22 protein-coding genes and 2 other annotated features (1 of these 24 only partly in view) are annotated in these 22,659 nt (G+C 42.8%); all 22 genes read left to right on the top strand.

Annotation, left to right across the window (positions count from 1 at the left end; translation table 11 throughout):
* Positions 1 to 76 (top strand) — a binding site (T-box leader) (it extends 156 nt beyond the left edge of the window).
* Between the two features lie 70 nt (positions 77 to 146).
* The gene (cysE, locus tag M1M80_RS00610) at positions 147 to 800 is read left to right on the top strand and encodes a serine O-acetyltransferase (protein WP_019257276.1); all 654 of its coding nucleotides are present in this window, start codon (positions 147 to 149) and stop codon (positions 798 to 800) included.
* A complete protein-coding gene (gene cysS, locus M1M80_RS00615; protein WP_019257277.1) occupies positions 797 to 2,197 on the top strand; it encodes a cysteine--tRNA ligase in 1,401 nt (466 codons plus the stop codon). The genes cysE and cysS overlap by 4 nt, the downstream gene beginning before the upstream one ends.
* Before the next feature lie 3 nt (positions 2,198 to 2,200).
* Positions 2,201 to 2,632 (top strand): mini-ribonuclease 3, encoded by a 432-nt coding sequence (locus M1M80_RS00620; RefSeq protein ID WP_003242030.1) that lies wholly within the window; start codon positions 2,201 to 2,203, stop codon positions 2,630 to 2,632.
* Complete coding sequence (rlmB, locus tag M1M80_RS00625; protein WP_003242028.1) at positions 2,616 to 3,365, top strand: 23S rRNA (guanosine(2251)-2'-O)-methyltransferase RlmB; 750 nt, start codon at positions 2,616 to 2,618, stop codon at positions 3,363 to 3,365. Before M1M80_RS00620 ends, rlmB begins: the two co-directional genes overlap by 17 nt.
* Before the next feature lie 6 nt (positions 3,366 to 3,371).
* On the top strand, positions 3,372 to 3,884 hold the full coding sequence (gene rae1, locus M1M80_RS00630) for a ribosome-dependent mRNA decay endonuclease Rae1/YacP (RefSeq protein ID WP_003242027.1): 513 nt from the start codon (positions 3,372 to 3,374) through the stop codon (positions 3,882 to 3,884).
* Positions 3,885 to 3,946: 62 nt separating this feature from the next.
* Positions 3,947 to 4,603 carry an RNA polymerase sporulation sigma factor SigH gene (gene sigH, locus M1M80_RS00635; RefSeq protein ID WP_003225758.1) on the top strand — a complete coding sequence of 219 codons (657 nt, stop codon included), beginning with the start codon at positions 3,947 to 3,949 and terminating at the stop codon, positions 4,601 to 4,603.
* Positions 4,604 to 4,694: 91 nt separating this feature from the next.
* Positions 4,695 to 4,844: a 50S ribosomal protein L33 gene (gene rpmG / locus M1M80_RS00640; RefSeq protein WP_003156421.1), complete on the top strand. Its 150-nt coding sequence runs from the start codon at positions 4,695 to 4,697 to the stop codon at positions 4,842 to 4,844.
* Positions 4,845 to 4,877: 33 nt separating this feature from the next.
* Positions 4,878 to 5,057 (top strand): preprotein translocase subunit SecE, encoded by a 180-nt coding sequence (gene secE / locus M1M80_RS00645; protein WP_003242024.1) that lies wholly within the window; start codon positions 4,878 to 4,880, stop codon positions 5,055 to 5,057.
* Between the two features lie 183 nt (positions 5,058 to 5,240).
* Positions 5,241 to 5,774 (top strand): transcription termination/antitermination protein NusG, encoded by a 534-nt coding sequence (nusG, locus tag M1M80_RS00650; RefSeq protein ID WP_003225764.1) that lies wholly within the window; start codon positions 5,241 to 5,243, stop codon positions 5,772 to 5,774.
* A 167-nt stretch (positions 5,775 to 5,941) separates the two neighbouring features.
* Positions 5,942 to 6,367 carry a 50S ribosomal protein L11 gene (rplK, locus tag M1M80_RS00655; protein WP_003156430.1) on the top strand — a complete coding sequence of 142 codons (426 nt, stop codon included), beginning with the start codon at positions 5,942 to 5,944 and terminating at the stop codon, positions 6,365 to 6,367.
* A 94-nt stretch (positions 6,368 to 6,461) separates the two neighbouring features.
* The gene (gene rplA, locus M1M80_RS00660; RefSeq protein WP_003242022.1) at positions 6,462 to 7,160 is read left to right on the top strand and encodes a 50S ribosomal protein L1; all 699 of its coding nucleotides are present in this window, start codon (positions 6,462 to 6,464) and stop codon (positions 7,158 to 7,160) included.
* 45 nt (positions 7,161 to 7,205) lie between these two features.
* Positions 7,206 to 7,346: a sequence feature (ribosomal protein L10 leader region), on the top strand.
* Between the two features lie 65 nt (positions 7,347 to 7,411).
* Positions 7,412 to 7,912 carry a 50S ribosomal protein L10 gene (rplJ, locus tag M1M80_RS00665; protein ID WP_003242020.1) on the top strand — a complete coding sequence of 167 codons (501 nt, stop codon included), beginning with the start codon at positions 7,412 to 7,414 and terminating at the stop codon, positions 7,910 to 7,912.
* Between the two features lie 45 nt (positions 7,913 to 7,957).
* Entirely contained in the window at positions 7,958 to 8,329 is a 372-nt protein-coding gene (gene rplL / locus M1M80_RS00670; RefSeq protein WP_003156436.1) for a 50S ribosomal protein L7/L12, read from the top strand.
* An 89-nt stretch (positions 8,330 to 8,418) separates the two neighbouring features.
* A complete protein-coding gene (locus M1M80_RS00675; protein WP_060397791.1) occupies positions 8,419 to 9,024 on the top strand; it encodes a class I SAM-dependent methyltransferase in 606 nt (201 codons plus the stop codon).
* Between the two features lie 244 nt (positions 9,025 to 9,268).
* Positions 9,269 to 12,850 carry a DNA-directed RNA polymerase subunit beta gene (gene rpoB / locus M1M80_RS00680; RefSeq protein ID WP_019257278.1) on the top strand — a complete coding sequence of 1,194 codons (3,582 nt, stop codon included), beginning with the start codon at positions 9,269 to 9,271 and terminating at the stop codon, positions 12,848 to 12,850.
* 61 nt (positions 12,851 to 12,911) lie between these two features.
* The gene (gene rpoC, locus M1M80_RS00685) at positions 12,912 to 16,511 is read left to right on the top strand and encodes a DNA-directed RNA polymerase subunit beta' (RefSeq protein WP_178938636.1); all 3,600 of its coding nucleotides are present in this window, start codon (positions 12,912 to 12,914) and stop codon (positions 16,509 to 16,511) included.
* A 178-nt stretch (positions 16,512 to 16,689) separates the two neighbouring features.
* Positions 16,690 to 16,938, top strand: a complete 249-nt coding sequence (locus M1M80_RS00690; RefSeq protein ID WP_003242012.1) for a 50S ribosomal protein L7ae-like protein — start codon at positions 16,690 to 16,692, stop codon at positions 16,936 to 16,938.
* A 112-nt stretch (positions 16,939 to 17,050) separates the two neighbouring features.
* Positions 17,051 to 17,467 (top strand): 30S ribosomal protein S12, encoded by a 417-nt coding sequence (gene rpsL / locus M1M80_RS00695; RefSeq protein WP_003225781.1) that lies wholly within the window; start codon positions 17,051 to 17,053, stop codon positions 17,465 to 17,467.
* Between the two features lie 41 nt (positions 17,468 to 17,508).
* Entirely contained in the window at positions 17,509 to 17,979 is a 471-nt protein-coding gene (rpsG, locus tag M1M80_RS00700) for a 30S ribosomal protein S7 (protein ID WP_003225784.1), read from the top strand.
* A 52-nt stretch (positions 17,980 to 18,031) separates the two neighbouring features.
* A complete protein-coding gene (gene fusA / locus M1M80_RS00705; RefSeq protein ID WP_019257279.1) occupies positions 18,032 to 20,110 on the top strand; it encodes an elongation factor G in 2,079 nt (692 codons plus the stop codon).
* A 119-nt stretch (positions 20,111 to 20,229) separates the two neighbouring features.
* Complete coding sequence (gene tuf / locus M1M80_RS00710) at positions 20,230 to 21,420, top strand: elongation factor Tu (protein ID WP_003242008.1); 1,191 nt, start codon at positions 20,230 to 20,232, stop codon at positions 21,418 to 21,420.
* Between the two features lie 100 nt (positions 21,421 to 21,520).
* Complete coding sequence (locus M1M80_RS00715; RefSeq protein ID WP_060397792.1) at positions 21,521 to 22,477, top strand: alpha/beta fold hydrolase; 957 nt, start codon at positions 21,521 to 21,523, stop codon at positions 22,475 to 22,477.
* The last annotated feature ends 182 nt before the right edge of the window (positions 22,478 to 22,659 follow it).

Below are 22,659 nucleotides of genomic sequence, written 5' to 3' on the forward strand. Positions count from 1 at the left end.
GTTACAGGCTGAAGTTGGGAGAGCAGAAGTCTGCTTTTCAAACAGAGTGGAACCGCGCGGTTAAAGCGTCTCTGTCATGTTTTCATGCAGAGGCGCTTTTTTTATTGGGTAAAGAGGAAATCAGATAGAGAAATGGGGGGAAGCATGTGTTTTTTAGAATGCTAAAAGAAGACATTGATACAGTGTTCGATCAAGATCCAGCAGCAAGAAGCTATTTTGAAGTGATTTTAACTTATTCCGGTTTACATGCTATATGGGCGCATCGGATTGCACATGCTTTATATAAACGAAAATTTTATTTCCTTGCACGCCTTATATCTCAAGTAAGCCGATTTTTTACAGGGATAGAAATCCACCCCGGCGCTACAATCGGGAGAAGATTTTTCATAGACCACGGTATGGGGGTTGTCATTGGGGAGACATGTGAAATCGGCAATAACGTAACCGTTTTTCAGGGGGTTACCCTCGGGGGAACGGGGAAAGAAAAGGGAAAAAGGCACCCAACGATTAAAGATGACGCATTGATAGCCACAGGTGCTAAAGTGCTCGGTTCAATTACTGTCGGTGAAGGCTCGAAAATTGGCGCTGGTTCAGTAGTGTTGCACGATGTTCCTGATTTTTCAACAGTTGTCGGCATACCTGGACGGGTCGTTGTACGAAATGGCAAAAAAGTAAGACGCGATTTAAACCATCAGGATTTGCCCGATCCGGTTGCTGATCGCTTTAAGTCATTGGAACAGCAGATTTTAGAGCTGAAGGCAGAACTTGAAGACAGAAAAGAAAGGATCAATCAAAAATGACAATCACTCTTTATAATACATTGACTAGACAGAAGGAAACATTCGTTCCTCTAGAAGAGGGGAAAGTGAAAATGTACGTGTGCGGACCGACGGTTTACAATTACATTCACATCGGGAACGCGCGTCCGGCTATCGTTTATGATACGATTCGAAACTATCTGGAGTATAAAGGCTATGATGTGCAGTATGTCTCGAACTTCACAGATGTAGACGATAAATTAATTAAAGCGGCAAATGAACTCGGTGAGGATGTACCTACCATTTCAGAGCGTTTTATTAAAGCATACTTTGAAGATGTAGGGGCGCTCGGCTGCCGAAAAGCCGACCTTCATCCGCGAGTGATGGAAAACATGGATGCGATTATCGAATTCGTAGATCAGCTCGTGAAAAAGGGTTACGCTTATGAATCAGAAGGTGACGTTTATTTCAAAACAAGAGCATTTGAAGGATACGGTAAGCTTTCTCAGCAATCAATTGATGAACTGAGATCAGGTGCACGCATCCGGGTTGGCGAGAAAAAAGAAGATGCTCTTGATTTTGCACTGTGGAAAGCGGCGAAAGAAGGAGAAATCTCTTGGGATAGCCCTTGGGGAAAAGGACGTCCGGGCTGGCACATTGAATGCTCAGCGATGGTCAAAAAGTATCTGGGTGACCAGATTGATATCCATGCGGGCGGACAGGATTTAACCTTCCCTCACCATGAAAACGAGATTGCGCAATCTGAGGCGCTGACAGGCAAAACGTTTGCAAAGTACTGGCTTCATAATGGCTATATCAATATTGATAATGAAAAAATGTCAAAATCACTGGGCAACTTTGTGCTTGTGCATGACATCATTAAACAGCATGATCCGCAGCTTTTGAGATTCTTTATGCTTTCTGTTCATTATCGTCATCCGATTAACTATTCAGAAGAGCTTCTTGAGAATACAAAAAGCGCATTTAACCGTTTAAAAACAGCGTACAGCAACCTTCAGCACCGTCTGAACAGCAGCACCAATTTAACGGAAGATGACGGTCAATGGCTGGAGAAAGTTGAAGAGCAGCGCAAAGCATTTGAAGAAGCGATGGACGATGATTTTAATACGGCGAATGCCATTTCTGTCCTGTTCGACTTAGCGAAGCATGCCAATTACTACCTTCAGAAAGATCATACGGCTGATCATGTGATTAAGGCGTTTATTGAGATGTTTGACCGCATTGTGTCTGTCCTCGGGTTTTCATTGGGTGAGCAGGAACTGCTCGATCAAGAGATTGAAGACTTAATCGAAAAAAGAAATGAAGCGCGCCGGAATCGCGATTTTGCATTGTCAGATCAGATCCGCGACCAGCTGAAAAGCATGAATATCATTCTTGAAGATACAGCTCAAGGCACTCGCTGGAAACGGGGAGAATAACGGATGCTTGATTTTGAAACGATAAAAGATTCAAAGCAGCTTAACGGTCTTGCGCTTGCTTATATAGGTGATGCCATTTTTGAAGTGTATGTCAGGCATCACCTGCTTAAGCAGGGTTTTACCAAACCAAATGATCTTCATAAGAAATCAAGCCGGATCGTTTCGGCAAAGTCACAGGCTGAGATCCTATTCTTTCTGCAGGATCAATCATTTTTTACGGAAGAAGAGGAAGCGGTGCTGAAAAGAGGCAGAAATGCAAAGTCGGGAACGACACCTAAAAATACAGATGTTCAGACGTACCGCTACAGTACAGCATTTGAAGCGCTGCTGGGCTACCTTTTTCTAGAGAAAAAAGAGGAAAGACTTAGTCAGCTCGTTGCCGAAGCTATACAATTCGGGACGTCAGGGAGGAAAACAAATGAGTCAGCAACATGATTACGTCATAGGGAAAAATGCAGTGATCGAGACGTTAAAATCAGATCGTAAGCTGTATAAGCTGTGGATGGCGGAAAACACCGTAAAGGGACAAGCACAGCAGGTGATTGAGCTTGCGAAAAAGCAGGGTATCACGATTCAGTATGTCCCGAGAAAAAAACTCGATCAAATGGTGACAGGGCAGCATCAAGGCGTAGTGGCACAGGTTGCAGCGTATGAGTATGCGGAACTGGACGATTTATATAAAGCGGCTGAAGAAAGAAATGAACAGCCTTTCTTCCTCATTCTGGACGAGCTGGAAGACCCTCATAATCTCGGTTCCATTATGAGAACAGCTGATGCGGTCGGCGCCCATGGCATCGTGATTCCAAAACGGAGAGCTGTCGGGCTGACAACAACAGTGGCAAAAGCTTCAACAGGGGCAATTGAGCATATTCCTGTAGTAAGAGTCACCAATTTGGCGCGGACGTTAGAAGAAATGAAAGAGCGGGGTATCTGGGTTGTCGGAACGGATGCATCCGCGCGTGAGGATTACCGCAATATGGACGGCAACATGCCTTTGGCTTTAGTCATCGGAAGCGAAGGAAAAGGGATGGGCCGCCTTGTTAAAGAAAAGTGTGATTTTCTCATTAAACTCCCGATGGCCGGGAAGGTAACTTCACTGAATGCATCTGTTGCGGCTGGTCTTTTGATGTATGAAGTCTACCGGAAACGAAACCCTCTGGGAGAATAAAGACCCATGGATATCCTGTTAGTAGACGGATACAACATGATTGGAGCCTGGCCGCAGCTGAAGGATTTAAAAGCGAACAGTTTTGAAGAGGCGCGAGACGTACTGATTCAGAAAATGGCGGAATATCAATCGTATACAGGAAACAGGGTTATTGTTGTTTTTGACGCGCATCTCGTAAAAGGGCTTGAGAAAAAACACACCAACCACAGAGTTGAAGTGATTTTCACAAAAGAAAATGAGACGGCTGATGAGCGGATAGAAAAGCTTGCTCAGGCTTTGAATAATGTCGCGACTCAAATTCACGTTGCGACATCTGACTACACTGAGCAGTGGGCGATTTTCGGACAGGGGGCATTGCGGAAATCGGCCCGGGAGCTTTTGAGAGAGGTAGAAGCGATTGAAAGGCGAATAGAAAGACGAGTAAGAAAAATCACTTCCGAAAAGCCGGCGGGTAAAATTGCTTTATCGGAAGAGGTTTTGAAAACGTTTGAAAAGTGGAGGCGGGGAGACTTAGATTAAGTTGACGCTTTTTTGCCCAATACTGTATAATATTTCTATCTACGTGCGCCGGGGGGATCGGAGTGAATCTACAGAACAACAAGGGAAAATTCAACAAAGAGCAGTTTTGCCAGTTGGAGGACGAGCAGGTCATTGAAAAGGTTCATGTTGGGGACAGTGATGCGTTAGATTACTTGATTACGAAGTACCGAAACTTTGTTCGGGCAAAAGCAAGATCCTATTTTTTAATAGGAGCGGACAGAGAGGATATTGTTCAGGAAGGTATGATAGGCCTCTATAAGTCTATTCGTGACTTCAAAGAGGACAAGCTTACCTCATTCAAAGCTTTCGCAGAATTATGTATTACCCGCCAAATTATTACCGCAATAAAGACAGCTACTCGCCAGAAACACATTCCTTTGAATTCCTACGTCTCATTAGATAAACCGATTTTTGATGAAGAATCAGACCGAACGCTGCTTGATGTCATTTCAGGAGCGAAAACCTTAAATCCTGAAGAAATGATCATCAATCAGGAAGAATTTGATGATATTGAAATGAAAATGGGAGAACTATTAAGTGATTTAGAGAGAAAAGTACTCGTCTTATATCTCGACGGAAGAAGTTACCAAGAGATTTCCGATGAACTGAACCGACATGTGAAATCGATTGACAATGCCCTTCAGCGTGTGAAACGCAAGCTGGAGAAGTACTTGGAAATTCGCGAAATCAGTTTGTAATAGGGATTTATGTTATATTGACAGTATTTTTCTGACTATGATATGTTACTAAAGATAAAGATAATGTCTATTTAGAAAAAGGTGTAATGACATGAGAAAAAAGATTACGCTAGCATGCAAGACATGCGGAAACCGTAATTATACGACAATGAAGAGCTCTGCATCAGCGGCTGAGCGATTAGAAGTAAAGAAATACTGCAGTACTTGCAATTCACATACAGCTCATCTTGAAACAAAATAGTTTTTGCGCTTTTAAATTGTGGAGGTCTTTTACATGCGTATTATGAGATTCTTTAAAGATGTTGGGAAAGAAATGAAAAAGGTAAGCTGGCCTAAAGGAAAAGAGTTAACGCGTTATACCATTACGGTGATTTCAACAGTTATCTTTTTTGTTATCTTTTTTGCCCTCCTTGACACAGGAATTTCTCAATTAATTCGTTTAATAGTTGAATAATGATCAGCAATACGTGCTATAATAGATCATAATATCACTTGCCAAAACCCGTTCAGCGGGTTTTTTATTGTGGCTTAAAATGAAAGTTATCATAGGCTTGCCGCCTATTTTTTGCTTGAAGCGTTATTGGTAATTCACAAAAACCAAATGCGGGGAGGGAAGGACTGGACAGTCCTGAAGAGAATGGAAAAGAATTGGTATGTTGTTCACACGTACTCTGGTTATGAGAATAAAGTAAAAGCCAACTTGGAAAAACGTGTTGAATCAATGGGGATGCAGGATAAAATTTTCCGTGTAGTTGTACCTGAAGAAGAAGAAACGGATATCAAGAACGGCAAGAAAAAAGTCGTGAAAAAGAAAGTATTCCCTGGTTATGTGCTTGTAGAAATTGTAATGACAGACGACTCTTGGTATGTTGTCCGCAACACGCCGGGCGTTACTGGATTCGTAGGATCTGCCGGCTCTGGTTCAAAACCGACGCCGCTTCTTCCAGGCGAAGCAGAAACCATTCTGAAGAGAATGGGCATGGACGAACGCAAAACTGACATTGACTTTGAACTGAAAGAGACAGTGAAAGTGATAGACGGACCTTTTGCCAACTTTACTGGATCAATTGAAGAGATTGATTATGATAAAAGCAAGGTCAAAGTTTTCGTTAATATGTTTGGCCGTGAAACACCGGTTGAGCTGGAATTTACCCAAATCGATAAATTGTAATGTGAAAAAACTTGAAATTGCTATATATAAATGATAATATAGCAAAGGTACGTCTTGGACTTATCCAAGGCAACTAGCTTGATATTTCGTCATTCATATAAAGAATGAAACCTTGAGTGGGAGGGTTTACCCTATTACCACATCACGGACTTAAGGAGGTGTGTCTCGTGGCTAAAAAAGTAGTAAAAGTTGTAAAATTGCAAATTCCTGCTGGAAAAGCTAACCCAGCACCACCAGTTGGACCTGCACTTGGTCAAGCCGGTGTTAACATCATGGGATTCTGTAAGGAGTTTAACGCTCGTACAGCTGACCAAGCTGGTTTAATCATTCCTGTTGAAATTTCGGTTTACGAAGACCGTTCATTTACATTTATTACAAAAACTCCACCTGCTGCAGTATTGCTTAAAAAAGCGGCTGGAATTGAGTCTGGTTCTGGTGAACCAAACCGTAATAAAGTGGCAACCGTTAAGCGCGATAAAGTACGCGAAATCGCTGAAACGAAAATGCCTGACTTAAACGCAGCAGACGTTGAAGCGGCAATGCGCATGGTTGAAGGTACTGCCCGCAGTATGGGTATTGTAATCGAGGATTAATTTGTTTCTTGTCGGGTTGCGAGTTTTAACAAGTTCGCAACCCTTATTCGTGGGAGGTTATTCCGCTATAACCACATAAGGAGGAAATTTTAAAATGGCTAAAAAAGGTAAAAAGTACGTTGAAGCTGCTAAGCTTGTAGATCGTTCAAAAGCTTACGACGTTTCTGAAGCAGTAGCTCTCGTTAAAAAAACAAACACAGCTAAATTCGACGCTACAGTTGAAGTGGCTTTCCGTCTTGGGGTTGACCCTCGTAAAAACGACCAGCAAATCCGTGGAGCAGTTGTGCTTCCAAACGGAACTGGTAAAACTCAGCGCGTTCTCGTTTTCGCAAAAGGCGAAAAAGCGAAAGAAGCTGAAGCTGCTGGTGCAGATTACGTTGGCGATACTGACTACATCAACAAAATTCAACAAGGCTGGTTCGATTTCGATGTAATCGTAGCTACACCTGACATGATGGGTGAAGTTGGTAAAATCGGTCGTGTACTTGGACCAAAAGGTTTAATGCCAAACCCTAAAACTGGTACAGTTACTTTCGAAGTTGAAAAAGCAATTGGCGAAATCAAAGCTGGTAAAGTTGAATACCGCGTTGATAAAGCTGGAAACATTCATGTTCCTATCGGTAAAGTTTCTTTCGAGGATGAAAAACTTGTTGAGAACTTCACAACAATGTACGATACAATCCTGAAAGCTAAACCTGCTGCAGCAAAAGGCGTTTACGTGAAAAACGTTGCTGTAACATCTACTATGGGACCTGGTGTCAAAGTAGACTCTTCAACTTTTAACGTAAAATAATATTGACATGACATCAACATTCTGATATGATTCAAAATGTTGTAAAATAGAATATCATTTATACCGTAGACAGTAGGGGCCTAACCGCTTAATTATCCTACCGAGGTGTATATTATCACAGCTATTACGTTACGTATGCTTGTATATACAGCCTCCATGTCTCATGGAGGCTTTTTATATGGAATCCGTCGTCTCAGTCGTGATCACCTAACGGTATAAGTGTTACACAAGAATCTACAGGAGGTGTAACCATGAGCAGCGCAATTGAAACAAAAAAAGTTGTTGTTGAAGAAATTGCTTCTAAACTGAAAGAAAGTAAATCAACGATCATCGTTGACTATCGCGGACTTAACGTTTCTGAAGTAACAGAACTTCGTAAACAGCTTCGCGAAGCTAACGTTGAGTTCAAAGTTTACAAAAATACGATGACTCGCCGTGCGGTTGAACAAGCTGAGCTTAATGGTTTGAATGATTTCTTAACTGGACCGAACGCGATTGCATTCAGCACTGAAGATGTTGTCGCTCCGGCTAAAGTTCTTAATGAGTTCGCTAAAAATCACGAAGCTCTTGAAATCAAAGCTGGCGTTATCGAAGGTAAAGTTTCTACTGTTGAAGAAGTGAAAGCTCTTGCTGAACTTCCATCACGCGAAGGCTTGCTTTCTATGTTGCTTAGCGTACTTCAAGCTCCAGTTCGCAACTTTGCTCTTGCTGCAAAAGCTGTGGCAGAACAAAAGGAAGAACAAGGCGCTTAATCTAATCAGTTTTTCATAAATTAAAACAAAATGGAGGAATTACAAATGGCTTTAAATATCGAAGAAATCATTGCTTCCGTTAAAGAAGCAACTGTACTTGAATTGAACGACCTAGTAAAAGCAATCGAAGAAGAATTTGGCGTAACTGCTGCTGCTCCTGTAGCTGTAGCTGGCGGAGCTGCTGCAGGCGGAGCTGCTGAAGAGCAAAGCGAATTCGACCTTATCCTTGCTGGTGCAGGTTCTCAAAAAATCAAAGTTATCAAAGTTGTACGTGAAATCACTGGTCTTGGCTTGAAAGAAGCTAAAGAACTTGTTGACAACACTCCAAAACCACTTAAAGAAGGTATTGCTAAAGAAGAAGCTGAAGAGCTTAAAGCTAAACTTGAAGAAGTTGGCGCTTCTGTAGAAGTTAAGTAATCTTCACTTACCTGTAGGGGAAGCTCGCTTTTATGAGGCGAGCTTTTTCTTTGCCATTCTTTAAGCCATGAAAAAAGGAGGTTCCGAGTATGAGTGAGCATTATTATTCAGAAAAACCTTCAGTAAAAAGCAACAAGCAAACCTGGTCTTTTAGGCTTCGTAATAAAGATTTCACATTTACCAGCGACAGCGGGGTTTTTTCTAAAAAGGAAGTTGATTTTGGCTCCCGTCTGCTGATTGATTCTTTTGAAGAGCCTAAAGTTGAGGGCAGCTTTCTTGATGTAGGCTGCGGGTACGGCCCGATAGGTCTATCGCTGGCCAGCGACTTTAAAGACCGGACCATCCACATGATTGACGTTAATGAGAGAGCTGTAGAGCTATCAAATGAAAATGCAGAACGAAACGGAGTAACAAACGTTAAGATTTATCAGAGTGATTTGTTTTCGAACGTTGATTCTGCTCAAACATTTGCTTCTATTCTTACAAATCCCCCAATCCGAGCCGGAAAAAAAGTTGTCCATGCTATCTTTGAGAAAAGCGCTGAACACTTAAAAGCTTCAGGTGAGTTGTGGATCGTCATACAGAAAAAGCAAGGCGCGCCTTCTGCCATTGAAAAGCTCGAGGAACTGTTCGATGAAGTTTCTGTCGTTCAAAAAAAGAAAGGCTATTATATCATAAAAGCAAAAAAAGTTTGACTCGGTATTTTAGCTATGTTAATATTATAAAATGCCAATGTATATATTTTGCTTGATATGATGAATTGTCAATATCTATGTATAAATTATACAAGTATGGAAATGCTAATAAAATCGGTATTTGTTTTTGGATGTGGTTTTCTTAATTAGAAACCCTTTTTTCTTTTGTCTTGTAAAAGTATTTCTTTCTTTGGAAGAGATGCTTATTACACATATAATACGCATGATTTGAGGGGTGAATCAGTTGACAGGTCAACTAGTTCAGTATGGACGACACCGCCAGCGCAGAAGCTATGCTCGCATTAGCGAAGTGTTAGAATTACCAAATCTCATTGAAATTCAAACCTCTTCTTATCAGTGGTTTCTTGATGAGGGTCTTAGAGAGATGTTTCAAGACATATCACCAATTGAGGATTTCACTGGTAACCTCTCTCTTGAGTTCATTGATTATAGTTTAGGTGAGCCTAAATATCCTGTAGAGGAATCAAAAGAACGTGATGTGACTTACTCAGCTCCGCTAAGAGTGAAGGTTCGTTTAATTAACAAAGAAACTGGAGAGGTAAAAGACCAAGATGTCTTCATGGGTGATTTCCCTATTATGACAGATACAGGTACTTTTATCATTAACGGTGCGGAACGCGTTATCGTTTCCCAGCTTGTTCGGTCTCCAAGTGTATATTTCAGTGGTAAAGTAGACAAAAACGGTAAAAAAGGTTTTACCGCAACTGTCATTCCAAACCGTGGCGCATGGTTAGAATACGAAACTGATGCGAAAGATGTTGTTTATGTCCGCATTGATCGCACACGTAAGTTGCCGGTTACGGTTCTTTTGCGTGCTCTCGGCTTCGGCTCCGATCAAGAGATTCTTGATCTCGTAGGAGAGAACGAATACCTGCGAAATACGCTTGATAAAGATAACACAGAAAACAGCGACAAAGCGCTGCTTGAAATTTACGAGCGTCTCCGTCCTGGAGAGCCGCCTACAGTAGAAAATGCGAAAAGCTTGCTTGATTCTCGTTTCTTTGATCCGAAACGATACGATCTTGCCAATGTAGGACGCTATAAAATTAATAAAAAACTTCATATTAAGAATCGTCTCTTTAATCAGAGACTTGCTGAAACGCTTGTTGACCCTGAAACAGGAGAAATCCTGGCTGAAAAAGGTCAGATTCTTGATAGAAGAACACTTGATAAAGTACTGCCATACTTAGAAAACGGAATCGGTTTCAGAAAGCTGTATCCGAATGGCGGCGTTGTTGAAGATGAAGTAACTCTTCAATCAATTAAAATCTTTGCTCCGACTGATCAAGAAGGAGAACAGGTTATTAATGTAATCGGCAATGCTTACATTGAAGAAGAGATCAAAAACATTACACCTGCTGATATTATTTCTTCTATCAGCTACTTCTTCAACCTGCTGCACGGAGTAGGCGACACAGATGATATCGATCATCTTGGAAACCGCCGTTTACGTTCTGTAGGTGAGCTTCTCCAGAACCAATTCCGTATCGGTTTAAGCCGTATGGAGCGTGTGGTTCGTGAGAGAATGTCAATTCAAGATACGAATACAATTACACCTCAGCAGCTGATCAATATTCGTCCTGTTATTGCGTCCATTAAAGAGTTCTTTGGAAGCTCTCAGCTTTCTCAATTCATGGATCAGACGAACCCGCTTGCTGAATTAACGCATAAGCGCCGTCTGTCAGCATTAGGACCGGGCGGATTAACACGTGAGCGTGCCGGAATGGAAGTGCGTGACGTTCACTACTCCCACTATGGCCGTATGTGTCCGATTGAAACGCCTGAGGGCCCGAACATCGGTTTGATCAACTCACTTTCATCTTATGCAAAAGTAAACCGTTTTGGTTTTATCGAAACGCCATATCGCCGTGTTGACCCTGAAACAGGGAAGGTAACTGGCAGAATCGATTACTTAACTGCTGATGAAGAGGATAACTATGTTGTCGCTCAAGCGAACGCTCGTCTTGATGACGAAGGCGGATTTATTGATGACAGCATCGTAGCCCGTTTCCGCGGAGAGAACACCGTCGTTTCCAGAAACCGTGTGGACTACATGGATGTATCGCCTAAGCAGGTTGTTTCTGCTGCGACAGCATGTATCCCGTTCCTAGAAAACGATGACTCCAACCGTGCCCTCATGGGAGCGAACATGCAGCGTCAGGCTGTGCCTTTGATGCAGCCGGAAGCACCATTCGTTGGAACTGGTATGGAATACGTATCAGGTAAAGACTCTGGTGCCGCTGTTATTTGTAAACACCCTGGTATCGTTGAACGCGTAGAAGCGAAAAACGTTTGGGTTCGCCGTTATGAAGAAGTAGACGGTCAAAAAGTAAAAGGAAACCTGGATAAATACAGCCTGCTGAAATTTGTCCGCTCTAACCAAGGTACGTGCTACAACCAGCGTCCGATCGTAAGTGTCGGCGATGAAGTGGTAAAAGGAGAAATCCTTGCTGACGGTCCTTCTATGGAGCTTGGTGAACTTGCACTTGGCCGTAACGTAATGGTCGGCTTCATGACATGGGATGGCTACAACTATGAGGATGCCATCATCATGAGTGAACGCCTTGTGAAGGATGATGTTTATACATCTATCCACATTGAAGAATACGAATCAGAAGCACGTGATACGAAACTTGGACCTGAAGAAATCACTCGCGATATTCCAAACGTCGGTGAAGATGCGCTTCGCAATCTTGATGACCGCGGAATCATCCGTATTGGGGCGGAAGTAAAAGACGGAGATCTTCTTGTTGGTAAAGTAACACCTAAAGGCGTAACTGAACTGACTGCAGAAGAACGCCTGCTTCACGCCATCTTTGGTGAAAAAGCCCGCGAGGTTCGTGATACTTCTCTTCGTGTGCCTCACGGCGGCGGCGGAATTATCCACGACGTTAAAGTCTTCAACCGTGAAGACGGAGACGAACTTCCTCCAGGCGTAAACCAGTTGGTACGCGTATATATCGTTCAGAAACGTAAGATTTCTGAAGGGGACAAAATGGCCGGTCGTCACGGTAACAAAGGTGTTATCTCTAAGATTCTTCCTGAAGAGGATATGCCTTACCTTCCTGACGGCACACCAATTGACATCATGCTTAACCCGCTGGGCGTACCATCACGTATGAACATCGGGCAGGTATTGGAGCTTCATATGGGTATGGCCGCTCGTTACCTCGGCATCCACATTGCATCTCCTGTATTTGACGGAGCGCGTGAAGAGGATGTTTGGGAAACACTTGAAGAAGCCGGCATGTCTCGTGACGCAAAAACGGTGCTTTACGACGGACGTACTGGAGAGCCGTTTGATAACCGCGTATCTGTCGGTATCATGTACATGATTAAACTGGCTCACATGGTTGACGATAAACTTCATGCACGCTCTACAGGTCCTTACTCACTTGTTACGCAGCAGCCTCTTGGCGGTAAAGCGCAATTTGGCGGACAGCGTTTCGGTGAGATGGAGGTTTGGGCACTTGAAGCTTACGGTGCGGCTTACACTCTTCAAGAAATTCTGACTGTTAAGTCTGATGACGTGGTTGGACGTGTGAAAACATATGAAGCCATCGTTAAAGGCGACAACGTTCCAGAACCAGGTGTTCCGGAATCATTCAAAGTATTAATCAAAGAACTTCAAAGCTTAGGTATGGATGTCAAAATCCTTTCCGGTGATGAAGAAGAAATAGAAATGAGAGATTTAGAAGACGAAGAAGATGCGAAACAAGCTGACGGTCTGGCATTATCAGGTGATGAAGAGCCGGAAGAAACAGCATCTGCAGACGTTGAACGCGATGTAGTAACAAAAGAATAATCTCTAGTTATAAAGGCAAGTGACATCGGTTAATCCGAAGATAAAAAGGGAGGTAGGCCCCTTGCTAGATGTGAACAATTTTGAGTATATGAACATCGGTCTTGCTTCACCGGATAAAATCCGTTCATGGTCTTTTGGTGAAGTGAAAAAGCCTGAAACGATAAACTATCGTACGTTAAAACCTGAAAAGGACGGTCTATTCTGCGAACGCATTTTCGGACCGACTAAGGACTGGGAATGTCATTGCGGGAAGTACAAGCGAGTTCGTTATAAAGGCGTAGTTTGTGACCGCTGCGGAGTCGAAGTAACACGGGCTAAAGTCCGTCGTGAGAGAATGGGGCACATTGAACTGGCTGCCCCAGTTTCCCACATTTGGTATTTCAAAGGTATTCCAAGCCGTATGGGTCTTGTGCTGGATATGTCACCTCGTGCTTTAGAAGAAGTCATTTACTTTGCTTCTTACGTTGTAACTGATCCTGCAAACACACCGCTTGAAAAGAAACAGCTTCTGTCTGAGAAAGAATACCGTGCTTATCTCGATAAATACGGTAATAAATTCCAAGCATCAATGGGTGCAGAAGCGATTCACAAACTTCTTCAAGATATCGATCTTGTAAAAGAAGTTGATATGTTAAAAGAAGAGCTGAAAACATCACAAGGACAGCGCCGTACTCGTGCGATCAAACGCCTTGAAGTTTTAGAAGCCTTCCGTAACTCAGGAAACAAGCCATCTTGGATGATCCTTGATGTGCTTCCTGTTATTCCTCCTGAGCTTAGACCGATGGTTCAGCTAGATGGCGGACGTTTTGCGACTTCTGATTTGAACGACCTTTATCGTCGTGTCATCAACCGTAACAATCGTTTGAAACGCCTTTTGGACCTTGGTGCGCCTAGCATTATCGTTCAAAACGAAAAACGTATGCTTCAAGAGGCTGTCGATGCCCTAATTGACAACGGCCGCCGCGGACGTCCTGTAACGGGTCCTGGTAACAGACCGTTAAAATCTCTTTCTCACATGCTGAAAGGGAAGCAAGGCCGTTTCCGTCAAAACCTTCTTGGTAAACGTGTCGATTACTCCGGACGTTCTGTAATCGTTGTTGGTCCTCATTTGAAAATGTACCAATGCGGTTTACCGAAGGAAATGGCGCTTGAGCTTTTCAAACCTTTCGTTATGAAAGAACTTGTTGAAAAAGGTCTTGCTCACAACATTAAGAGTGCGAAACGTAAAATTGAGCGCGTACAGCCTGAAGTATGGGATGTACTGGAATCAGTTATTAAGGAGCATCCGGTGCTTCTGAACCGTGCCCCTACACTTCACAGATTAGGTATTCAGGCGTTTGAACCAACGCTTGTTGAAGGACGCGCAATCCGCCTTCACCCGTCCGTATGTACAGCTTATAACGCTGACTTTGACGGTGACCAAATGGCGGTTCACGTACCATTATCTGCTGAAGCACAAGCTGAAGCACGCATCTTGATGCTTGCTGCTCAAAACATCTTGAACCCTAAAGATGGTAAACCGGTTGTAACACCGTCTCAGGATATGGTACTGGGTAACTATTACCTGACACTTGAGCGTGCCGGTGCTGTCGGTGAAGGTATGGTCTTCAAGAATACAGACGAAGCGCTTCTTGCTTATCAAAACGGATATGTTCACCTTCATACGAGAGTAGCTGTTGCAGCTAACTCCCTTAAGAATGTGACATTTACCGAAGAACAGCGCTCAAAATTGTTAATTACAACTGTCGGTAAGCTTGTCTTCAATGAAATTCTTCCGGAATCATTCCCTTACATGAATGAGCCAACGAAGAGCAACATTGAAGAGAAAACACCTGACCGTTTCTTCTTAGAAAAAGGTGCCGATGTTAAAGCTGTCATTGAACAGCAGCCAATCAATGCACCGTTTAAAAAAGGTATTCTGGGTAAAATCATCGCGGAAATCTTTAAACGATTCCATATCACGGAAACGTCTAAAATGCTTGACCGCATGAAAAACCTAGGTTTCAAATATTCAACAAAAGCTGGTATTACAGTTGGGGTTTCTGACATCGTCGTACTCGATGATAAACAAGAAATTCTTGAGGAAGCGCAAAGCAAAGTTGATAACGTCATGAAGCAATTCCGACGTGGTCTAATCACAGAAGAAGAACGCTATGAGAGAGTTATCTCTATCTGGAGTGCTGCAAAAGACGTTATCCAAGGCAAACTGATGAAATCACTTGATGAGCTCAACCCGATCTACATGATGAGTGACTCTGGTGCCCGTGGTAACGCGTCTAACTTTACGCAGCTTGCCGGAATGCGCGGCCTGATGGCCAACCCGGCTGGACGTATCATTGAATTACCGATCAAATCAAGTTTCCGTGAAGGTCTGACAGTATTGGAGTACTTTATCTCCACTCACGGTGCGCGTAAAGGTCTTGCCGATACCGCCCTTAAAACTGCTGACTCAGGTTACCTTACACGCCGTCTCGTTGACGTTGCGCAGGATGTTATCATCCGTGAAACTGATTGCGGAACTGACCGAGGCATCCTTGCTAAGCCACTTAAAGAAGGAACTGAAACCATTGAGCGCTTAGAAGAACGCTTAATCGGCCGTTTTGCACGAAAACAAGTGAAGCACCCTGAAACAGGTGAAGTGCTTGTAAATGAAAACGAACTGATCGATGAAGATAAAGCACTGGAGATTGTAGAAGCCGGCATTGAAGAAGTGTGGATCCGTTCTGCCTTCACATGTAATACGCCTCATGGTGTATGTAAACGATGCTATGGCCGAAATCTTGCAACTGGCTCCGATGTTGAAGTCGGTGAAGCGGTCGGTATCATTGCTGCCCAATCAATCGGTGAGCCTGGTACACAGTTAACAATGCGTACATTCCATACAGGCGGGGTTGCCGGAGACGATATCACACAGGGTCTTCCGCGTATCCAAGAGCTTTTCGAAGCGCGTAATCCGAAAGGTCAGGCAACAATTACAGAAATCGACGGTACAGTCGTTGAGATCAATGAAGTTCGTGATAAGCAACAGGAAATTGTGGTTCAAGGCGCAGTGGAAACACGTTCTTATACGGCACCTTATAACTCCCGCCTGAAAGTAGCGGAAGGAGATAAAATTACTCGAGGCCAAGTACTGACAGAAGGTTCAATCGATCCGAAAGAGCTTCTTAAAGTGACTGACCTGACAACTGTTCAAGAGTATCTTCTCCATGAGGTTCAAAAGGTTTACCGTATGCAGGGTGTTGAAATCGGTGATAAACACGTAGAAGTAATGGTTCGCCAGATGCTTCGCAAAGTTCGTGTGATTGACGCTGGTGACACTGATGTGCTTCCAGGTACATTGCTTGATATTCACCAATTTACTGAAGCGAACAAAAAGGTATTGCTTGAAGGCAATCGTCCTGCTACAGGTCGTCCTGTCTTACTCGGTATTACAAAAGCATCTCTTGAAACTGATTCATTCTTATCTGCTGCTTCCTTCCAGGAAACAACACGTGTCCTTACAGACGCAGCGATCAAAGGTAAGCGTGACGAGCTTCTCGGCTTGAAAGAGAATGTTATCATCGGTAAGCTTGTTCCTGCTGGTACAGGTATGATGAAATACCGTAAAGTAAAACCAGTTTCAAATGTTCAGCCGACTGAAGACATGGTTCCGGTTGAATAACTGATTTAAAGCTGCTGAAAGACTGCCAAAACAGTCTTTCAGCAGATATTTTTAATAAAAAATCACTCTATGAGAAGTACGAAACTAAAAAATGTCATACCTTGTTGACATTCGTCTCCTAGAATGATAATATAACCAAGGTGCTCGAAATAAACCTGTTACTTTGGAGGATATGTTTATGTCTTATGATAAAGTATCACAGGCCAAATCAATTATTATTGGTACGAAGCAAACAGTGAAAGCTCTAAAACGAGGTTCAGTAAAGGAAGTAGTCGTTGCAAAAGACGCAGATCCGATCCTCACGTCAAGTGTTGTTTCACTTGCGGAAGATCAAGGTATCTCTGTCTTAATGGTTGAATCCATGAAAAAGCTCGGCAAAGCCTGCGGAATTGAGGTAGGAGCAGCCGCTGTTGCCATTATTTTATAACGTACTTTTGTTTTTACGTAAGATTTATCTTATGTAAAGACATTGTTTTTTGCCTTTTGATGAACCACCTGGGTATGTGGGTTATAAAACGTAACGAAGGGAGGAAAAAATCATGCCTACAATTAATCAGCTAATTCGCAAAGGACGCGTGAGTAAAGTAGAAAACTCAAAGTCTCCTGCACTTAACAAAGGATACAACAGCTTTAAAAAAGAGCACACTAATGTATCTTCTCCACAAAAACGCGGGGTATGTACTCGTGTTGGTACAATGACACCGAAAAAACCGAACTCAGCACTTCGTAAATATGCTCGTGTTCGTTTAACTAACGGAATCGAGGTTACTGCTTACATTCCTGGTATCGGTCACAACCTGCAAGAGCACAGTGTTGTACTTATCCGCGGCGGACGTGTAAAAGACTTACCAGGGGTACGTTACCACATCGTTCGTGGTGCGCTTGACACTGCTGGAGTTGAAAACCGTGCACAAGGCCGTTCTAAATACGGTACGAAAAAACCTAAAGCAAAATAATAAACGAAAATACGCATAATTGATGAAGGGAGGATATTCAGATGCCACGTAAAGGTCCTGTAGCAAAAAGAGACGTTTTACCTGATCCGATTTACAACTCTAAGCTTGTATCTCGTCTAATCAACAAAATGATGATCGATGGTAAAAAAGGTAAGTCTCAAACAATCCTATACAAGTCATTCGATATCATTAAAGAACGTACTGGCAATGATGCAATGGAGGTTTTCGAACAAGCATTGAAAAACATCATGCCTGTACTTGAAGTAAAAGCACGCCGTGTAGGTGGTGCGAACTACCAAGTTCCTGTAGAAGTTCGTCCTGAACGTCGTACGACTCTTGGACTTCGCTGGTTAGTTAACTACGCGCGTCTTCGCGGAGAAAAAACGATGGAAGAGCGTTTAGCTAACGAAATCCTTGACGCAGCTAACAATACTGGTGCTGCTGTTAAGAAACGTGAAGATACTCATAAGATGGCTGAAGCAAACAAAGCATTTGCTCACTATCGTTGGTAGGATTTATATACTAAAAAACACAATTTCCTAATAAGGAAGGAGAAATTACCCAATGGCAAGAGAGTTCTCCTTAGAAAATACTCGTAATATCGGAATCATGGCTCACATTGATGCCGGTAAAACGACTACTACAGAACGTATCTTGTTCTATACTGGTCGTATCCACAAAATTGGTGAAACTCACGAAGGAGCTTCACAAATGGACTGGATGGAGCAGGAACAAGAACGTGGTATCACAATCACTTCCGCTGCGACAACTGCACAGTGGAAAGGATACCGCGTAAACATCATCGATACTCCGGGACACGTAGACTTCACAGTTGAAGTTGAACGTTCTCTTCGTGTACTTGATGGTGCTGTTGCTGTACTTGACGCGCAATCAGGCGTTGAGCCTCAAACAGAAACTGTTTGGCGTCAGGCAACAACTTACGGAGTACCGCGTATCGTTTTTGTTAACAAAATGGACAAAATCGGTGCAGACTTCCTTTACTCTGTAGGAACTTTAAGAGACCGTCTTCAAGCAAACGCTCATGCAATTCAATTGCCGATCGGTGCTGAAGATAACTTCGAAGGTATCATCGATCTTGTAGAAAACGTTGCGTATTTCTACGAAGATGACCTCGGAACTCGCTCTGATGCGAAAGAAATCCCTGAAGAGTACAAAGAGCAAGCAGAAGAGCTTCGCAACAGCCTCATTGAAGCTGTATGTGAGCTTGATGAAGAGCTTATGGACAAATACCTTGAGGGTGAAGAAATCACTATTGACGAGTTAAAAGCAGGTATCCGTAAAGGTACATTAAATGTTGAATTCTACCCTGTTCTTGTTGGTTCTGCCTTCAAAAACAAAGGTGTTCAACTAGTACTTGATGCTGTTCTTGACTACCTTCCTGCACCAACTGACGTTGCTGCAATCAAAGGTGTACGTCCTGATACAAATGAAGAGATTGAGCGCCATTCTTCTGATGATGAGCCATTCTCTGCATTAGCATTTAAAGTTATGACTGACCCTTACGTTGGTAAGTTGACGTTCTTCCGTGTGTACTCTGGAACACTTGATTCCGGTTCATACGTGAAAAACTCTACTAAAGGCAAACGTGAGCGTGTTGGACGTATCCTTCAAATGCACGCTAACAGCCGTGAAGAAATCTCTACTGTATACGCAGGCGATATCGCAGCTGCTGTAGGTCTAAAAGATACGACTACTGGAGATACTCTATGTGATGAGAAGGATCTTGTTATCCTCGAATCAATGGAATTCCCAGAACCAGTTATCGACGTTGCTATTGAGCCTAAATCAAAAGCCGACCAAGATAAAATGGGTATCGCTTTAGCGAAACTTGCTGAAGAAGATCCTACATTCCGTACTCAAACAAACCCAGAAACTGGCCAAACGATCATCTCTGGTATGGGTGAACTTCACCTTGATATCATTGTTGACCGTATGAAACGCGAATTTAAAGTAGAAGCCAACGTTGGTGCTCCTCAGGTTGCGTACCGTGAAACATTCCGTTCCGGTGCAAAAGTTGAAGGTAAATTTGTACGTCAGTCTGGTGGACGCGGTCAGTTCGGACACGTTTGGATCGAATTCGAACCAAACGAAGAAGGCGCTGGCTTTGAATTTGAAAATGCGATTGTCGGTGGGGTAGTTCCTCGTGAATACATCCCAGCTGTTCAAGCAGGTCTGGAAGATTCACTTGAAAATGGTGTACTAGCAGGCTTCCCGCTTATCGACATTAAAGCAAAACTTTTCGATGGTTCTTACCATGATGTTGACTCAAACGAAATGGCATTTAAAATTGCTGCTTCTATGGCATTGAAAAATGCAGTCAGCAAATGTAACCCAGTTCTTCTTGAACCAATCATGAAAGTAGAAGTGGTTATTCCAGAAGAATACATGGGAGATATCATGGGTGATGTTACTTCACGTCGCGGACGCGTAGAAGGTATGGAAGCACGCGGTAACGCTCAAGTTGTTCGCGCTATGGTTCCTCTTGCTGAAATGTTCGGTTACGCTACTGCACTTCGTTCTAATACGCAAGGTCGCGGTACGTTTACTATGCACATGGATCACTACGAAGAAGTGCCGAAGAGCATTGCAGAAGAAATTATCAAAAAAAATAAAGGCGAATAATTGATTTTGCCGCTTAACTCAAGTATAACTACTATTGTAAGATGAGGAAGTGAAAGCTTTCTTTCACTTCCTATCACTCTATACATTACTAATTAAAAGCTCTTAAGGAGGATTTTAGAATGGCTAAAGAAAAATTCGACCGTTCCAAATCACATGCCAATATCGGTACAATTGGACACGTTGACCATGGTAAAACAACTTTAACTGCTGCTATCACAACAGTACTTCATAAGAAATCTGGTAAAGGTACAGCTATGGCGTACGATCAAATTGATGGTGCTCCTGAAGAACGTGAGCGTGGTATCACAATCTCTACTGCACACGTTGAGTACGAAACTGAAACTCGTCACTATGCACACGTTGACTGCCCAGGACACGCTGACTATGTTAAAAACATGATCACTGGTGCTGCGCAAATGGACGGAGCTATCCTTGTAGTATCTGCTGCTGATGGCCCAATGCCACAAACTCGTGAGCACATCCTTCTTTCTAAAAACGTTGGTGTACCATACATCGTTGTATTCCTAAACAAATGCGACATGGTAGACGACGAAGAGCTTCTTGAACTAGTTGAAATGGAAGTTCGCGATCTTCTTAGCGAATACGACTTCCCTGGTGATGATGTACCAGTAATCAAAGGTTCTGCTCTTAAAGCTCTTGAAGGTGACGCTGAGTACGAAGCGAAAATCTTCGAACTTATGGATGCGGTTGATGAGTACATCCCAACTCCAGAACGCGACACTGAAAAACCATTCATGATGCCAGTTGAGGATGTATTCTCAATCACTGGTCGTGGTACAGTAGCAACTGGCCGTGTAGAACGCGGACAAGTTAAAGTCGGTGACGAAGTTGAAATCATCGGTCTTCAAGAAGAGAACAAGAAAACAACTGTTACAGGTGTTGAAATGTTCCGTAAGCTTCTTGATTATGCTGAAGCTGGTGACAACATTGGTGCCCTTCTTCGCGGTGTATCTCGTGAAGAAATCCAACGTGGTCAAGTACTTGCTAAACCAGGTACAATCACTCCACACAGCAAATTCAAAGCTGAAGTTTACGTTCTTTCTAAAGAAGAGGGTGGACGTCATACTCCATTCTTCTCTAACTACCGTCCTCAGTTCTACTTCCGTACAACTGACGTAACTGGTATCATCCATCTTCCAGAAGGCGTAGAAATGGTTATGCCTGGAGATAACACTGAAATGAACGTTGAACTTATCTCTACAATCGCTATCGAAGAAGGAACTCGTTTCTCTATTCGTGAAGGCGGACGTACTGTTGGTTCAGGCGTTGTTTCTACAATCACTGAGTAATAGTATGATGATAAACGAGACCCCCTGTGGGTCTCGTTTTTTTGTTTACTTATCTTTTTCTTGTATAATAAGACCTATCATATCCGAGGGGCTAATTTTTATGATTCCTGAAAAGAGATCAATCGCAATCATGAAAGAACTGAGCATTGAAAATACAAAACAAATGCTGATGATTAATGGGGCTGATGTAAAAAATCCATTGCTGCTTTTTTTACATGGCGGACCGGGGACCCCCCAAATCGGTTATGTTAGGCATTATCAAAAAGAGCTTGAACAGCATTTTACAGTAGTACATTGGGATCAAAGAGGATCCGGGCTTTCTTATTCAAAACGAATTCCTCATCACTCCATGACAATCAGCCATTTTGTTAAAGATGCAATTCAAGTCACTCAATGGCTCCTAGACCATTTTTCAAAAACAAAACTATATCTTACTGGCCATTCTTGGGGCTCACTGTTAGCACTCCATGTACTGCAGCAGCATCCGGATTTGTTTTATGCGTATTATGGAATCAGCCAGGTTGTTAACCCTCACTATGAAGAATCAGCTGCTTATCATTATCTACGTGAAATGTCTGATACAAAGAGAATGAGTATAGTATCTTTGCTTATACGCTTCATTGGCCCTCCGCCTTGGGAGAAGGATATCCAGCATACCATCTATCGGTTTTGTGTCGAGATGGGCAAGGGAGGATTTACTCACCATCGTCGTCAAAGCCTTGCTATATTATTTCAAATGCTTACTGGTAATGAGTATGGAATAAAAAACATGCACAAATTCCTCAATGGACAGCGATTCACAAAAATACATTTAACTGATGAGTTGTACAATTTTAATGCATTCAAATCAGTTCCTTCTATTAAAGTACCGTGCTTTTTCATTTCGGGGATACATGATTTAATTGTTCCTGCTGAAATATCAAAACAGTATTATCAAGTGCTTGAGGCACCTGAAAAGCGCTGGCTTCAATTTGAGAATTCGGCTCACACCCCGCATATCGAGGAGCCGTCATTATTCGCAAGCACACTAAGTAGCCACGCACTGCACCACTTATGATAGATCCTTGATAAATAAGAAAAACACCTGTATAATAAAAAAAGTGTGCAAACCATGCATATTCTAAATAAGTCTTGCAACATACGTCTATTTTCTGTATAATGGTGTATGTTGGTCTTTGACTGCGATGAAGTGAGAGGTTGCTGACACACCCGGCCGCTTTGCCATGGCAAGGTGTTCAG

The sequence above is a fragment of the Bacillus inaquosorum genome (assembly GCF_023238325.1).
Lineage (GTDB): Bacteria > Bacillota > Bacilli > Bacillales > Bacillaceae > Bacillus > Bacillus inaquosorum.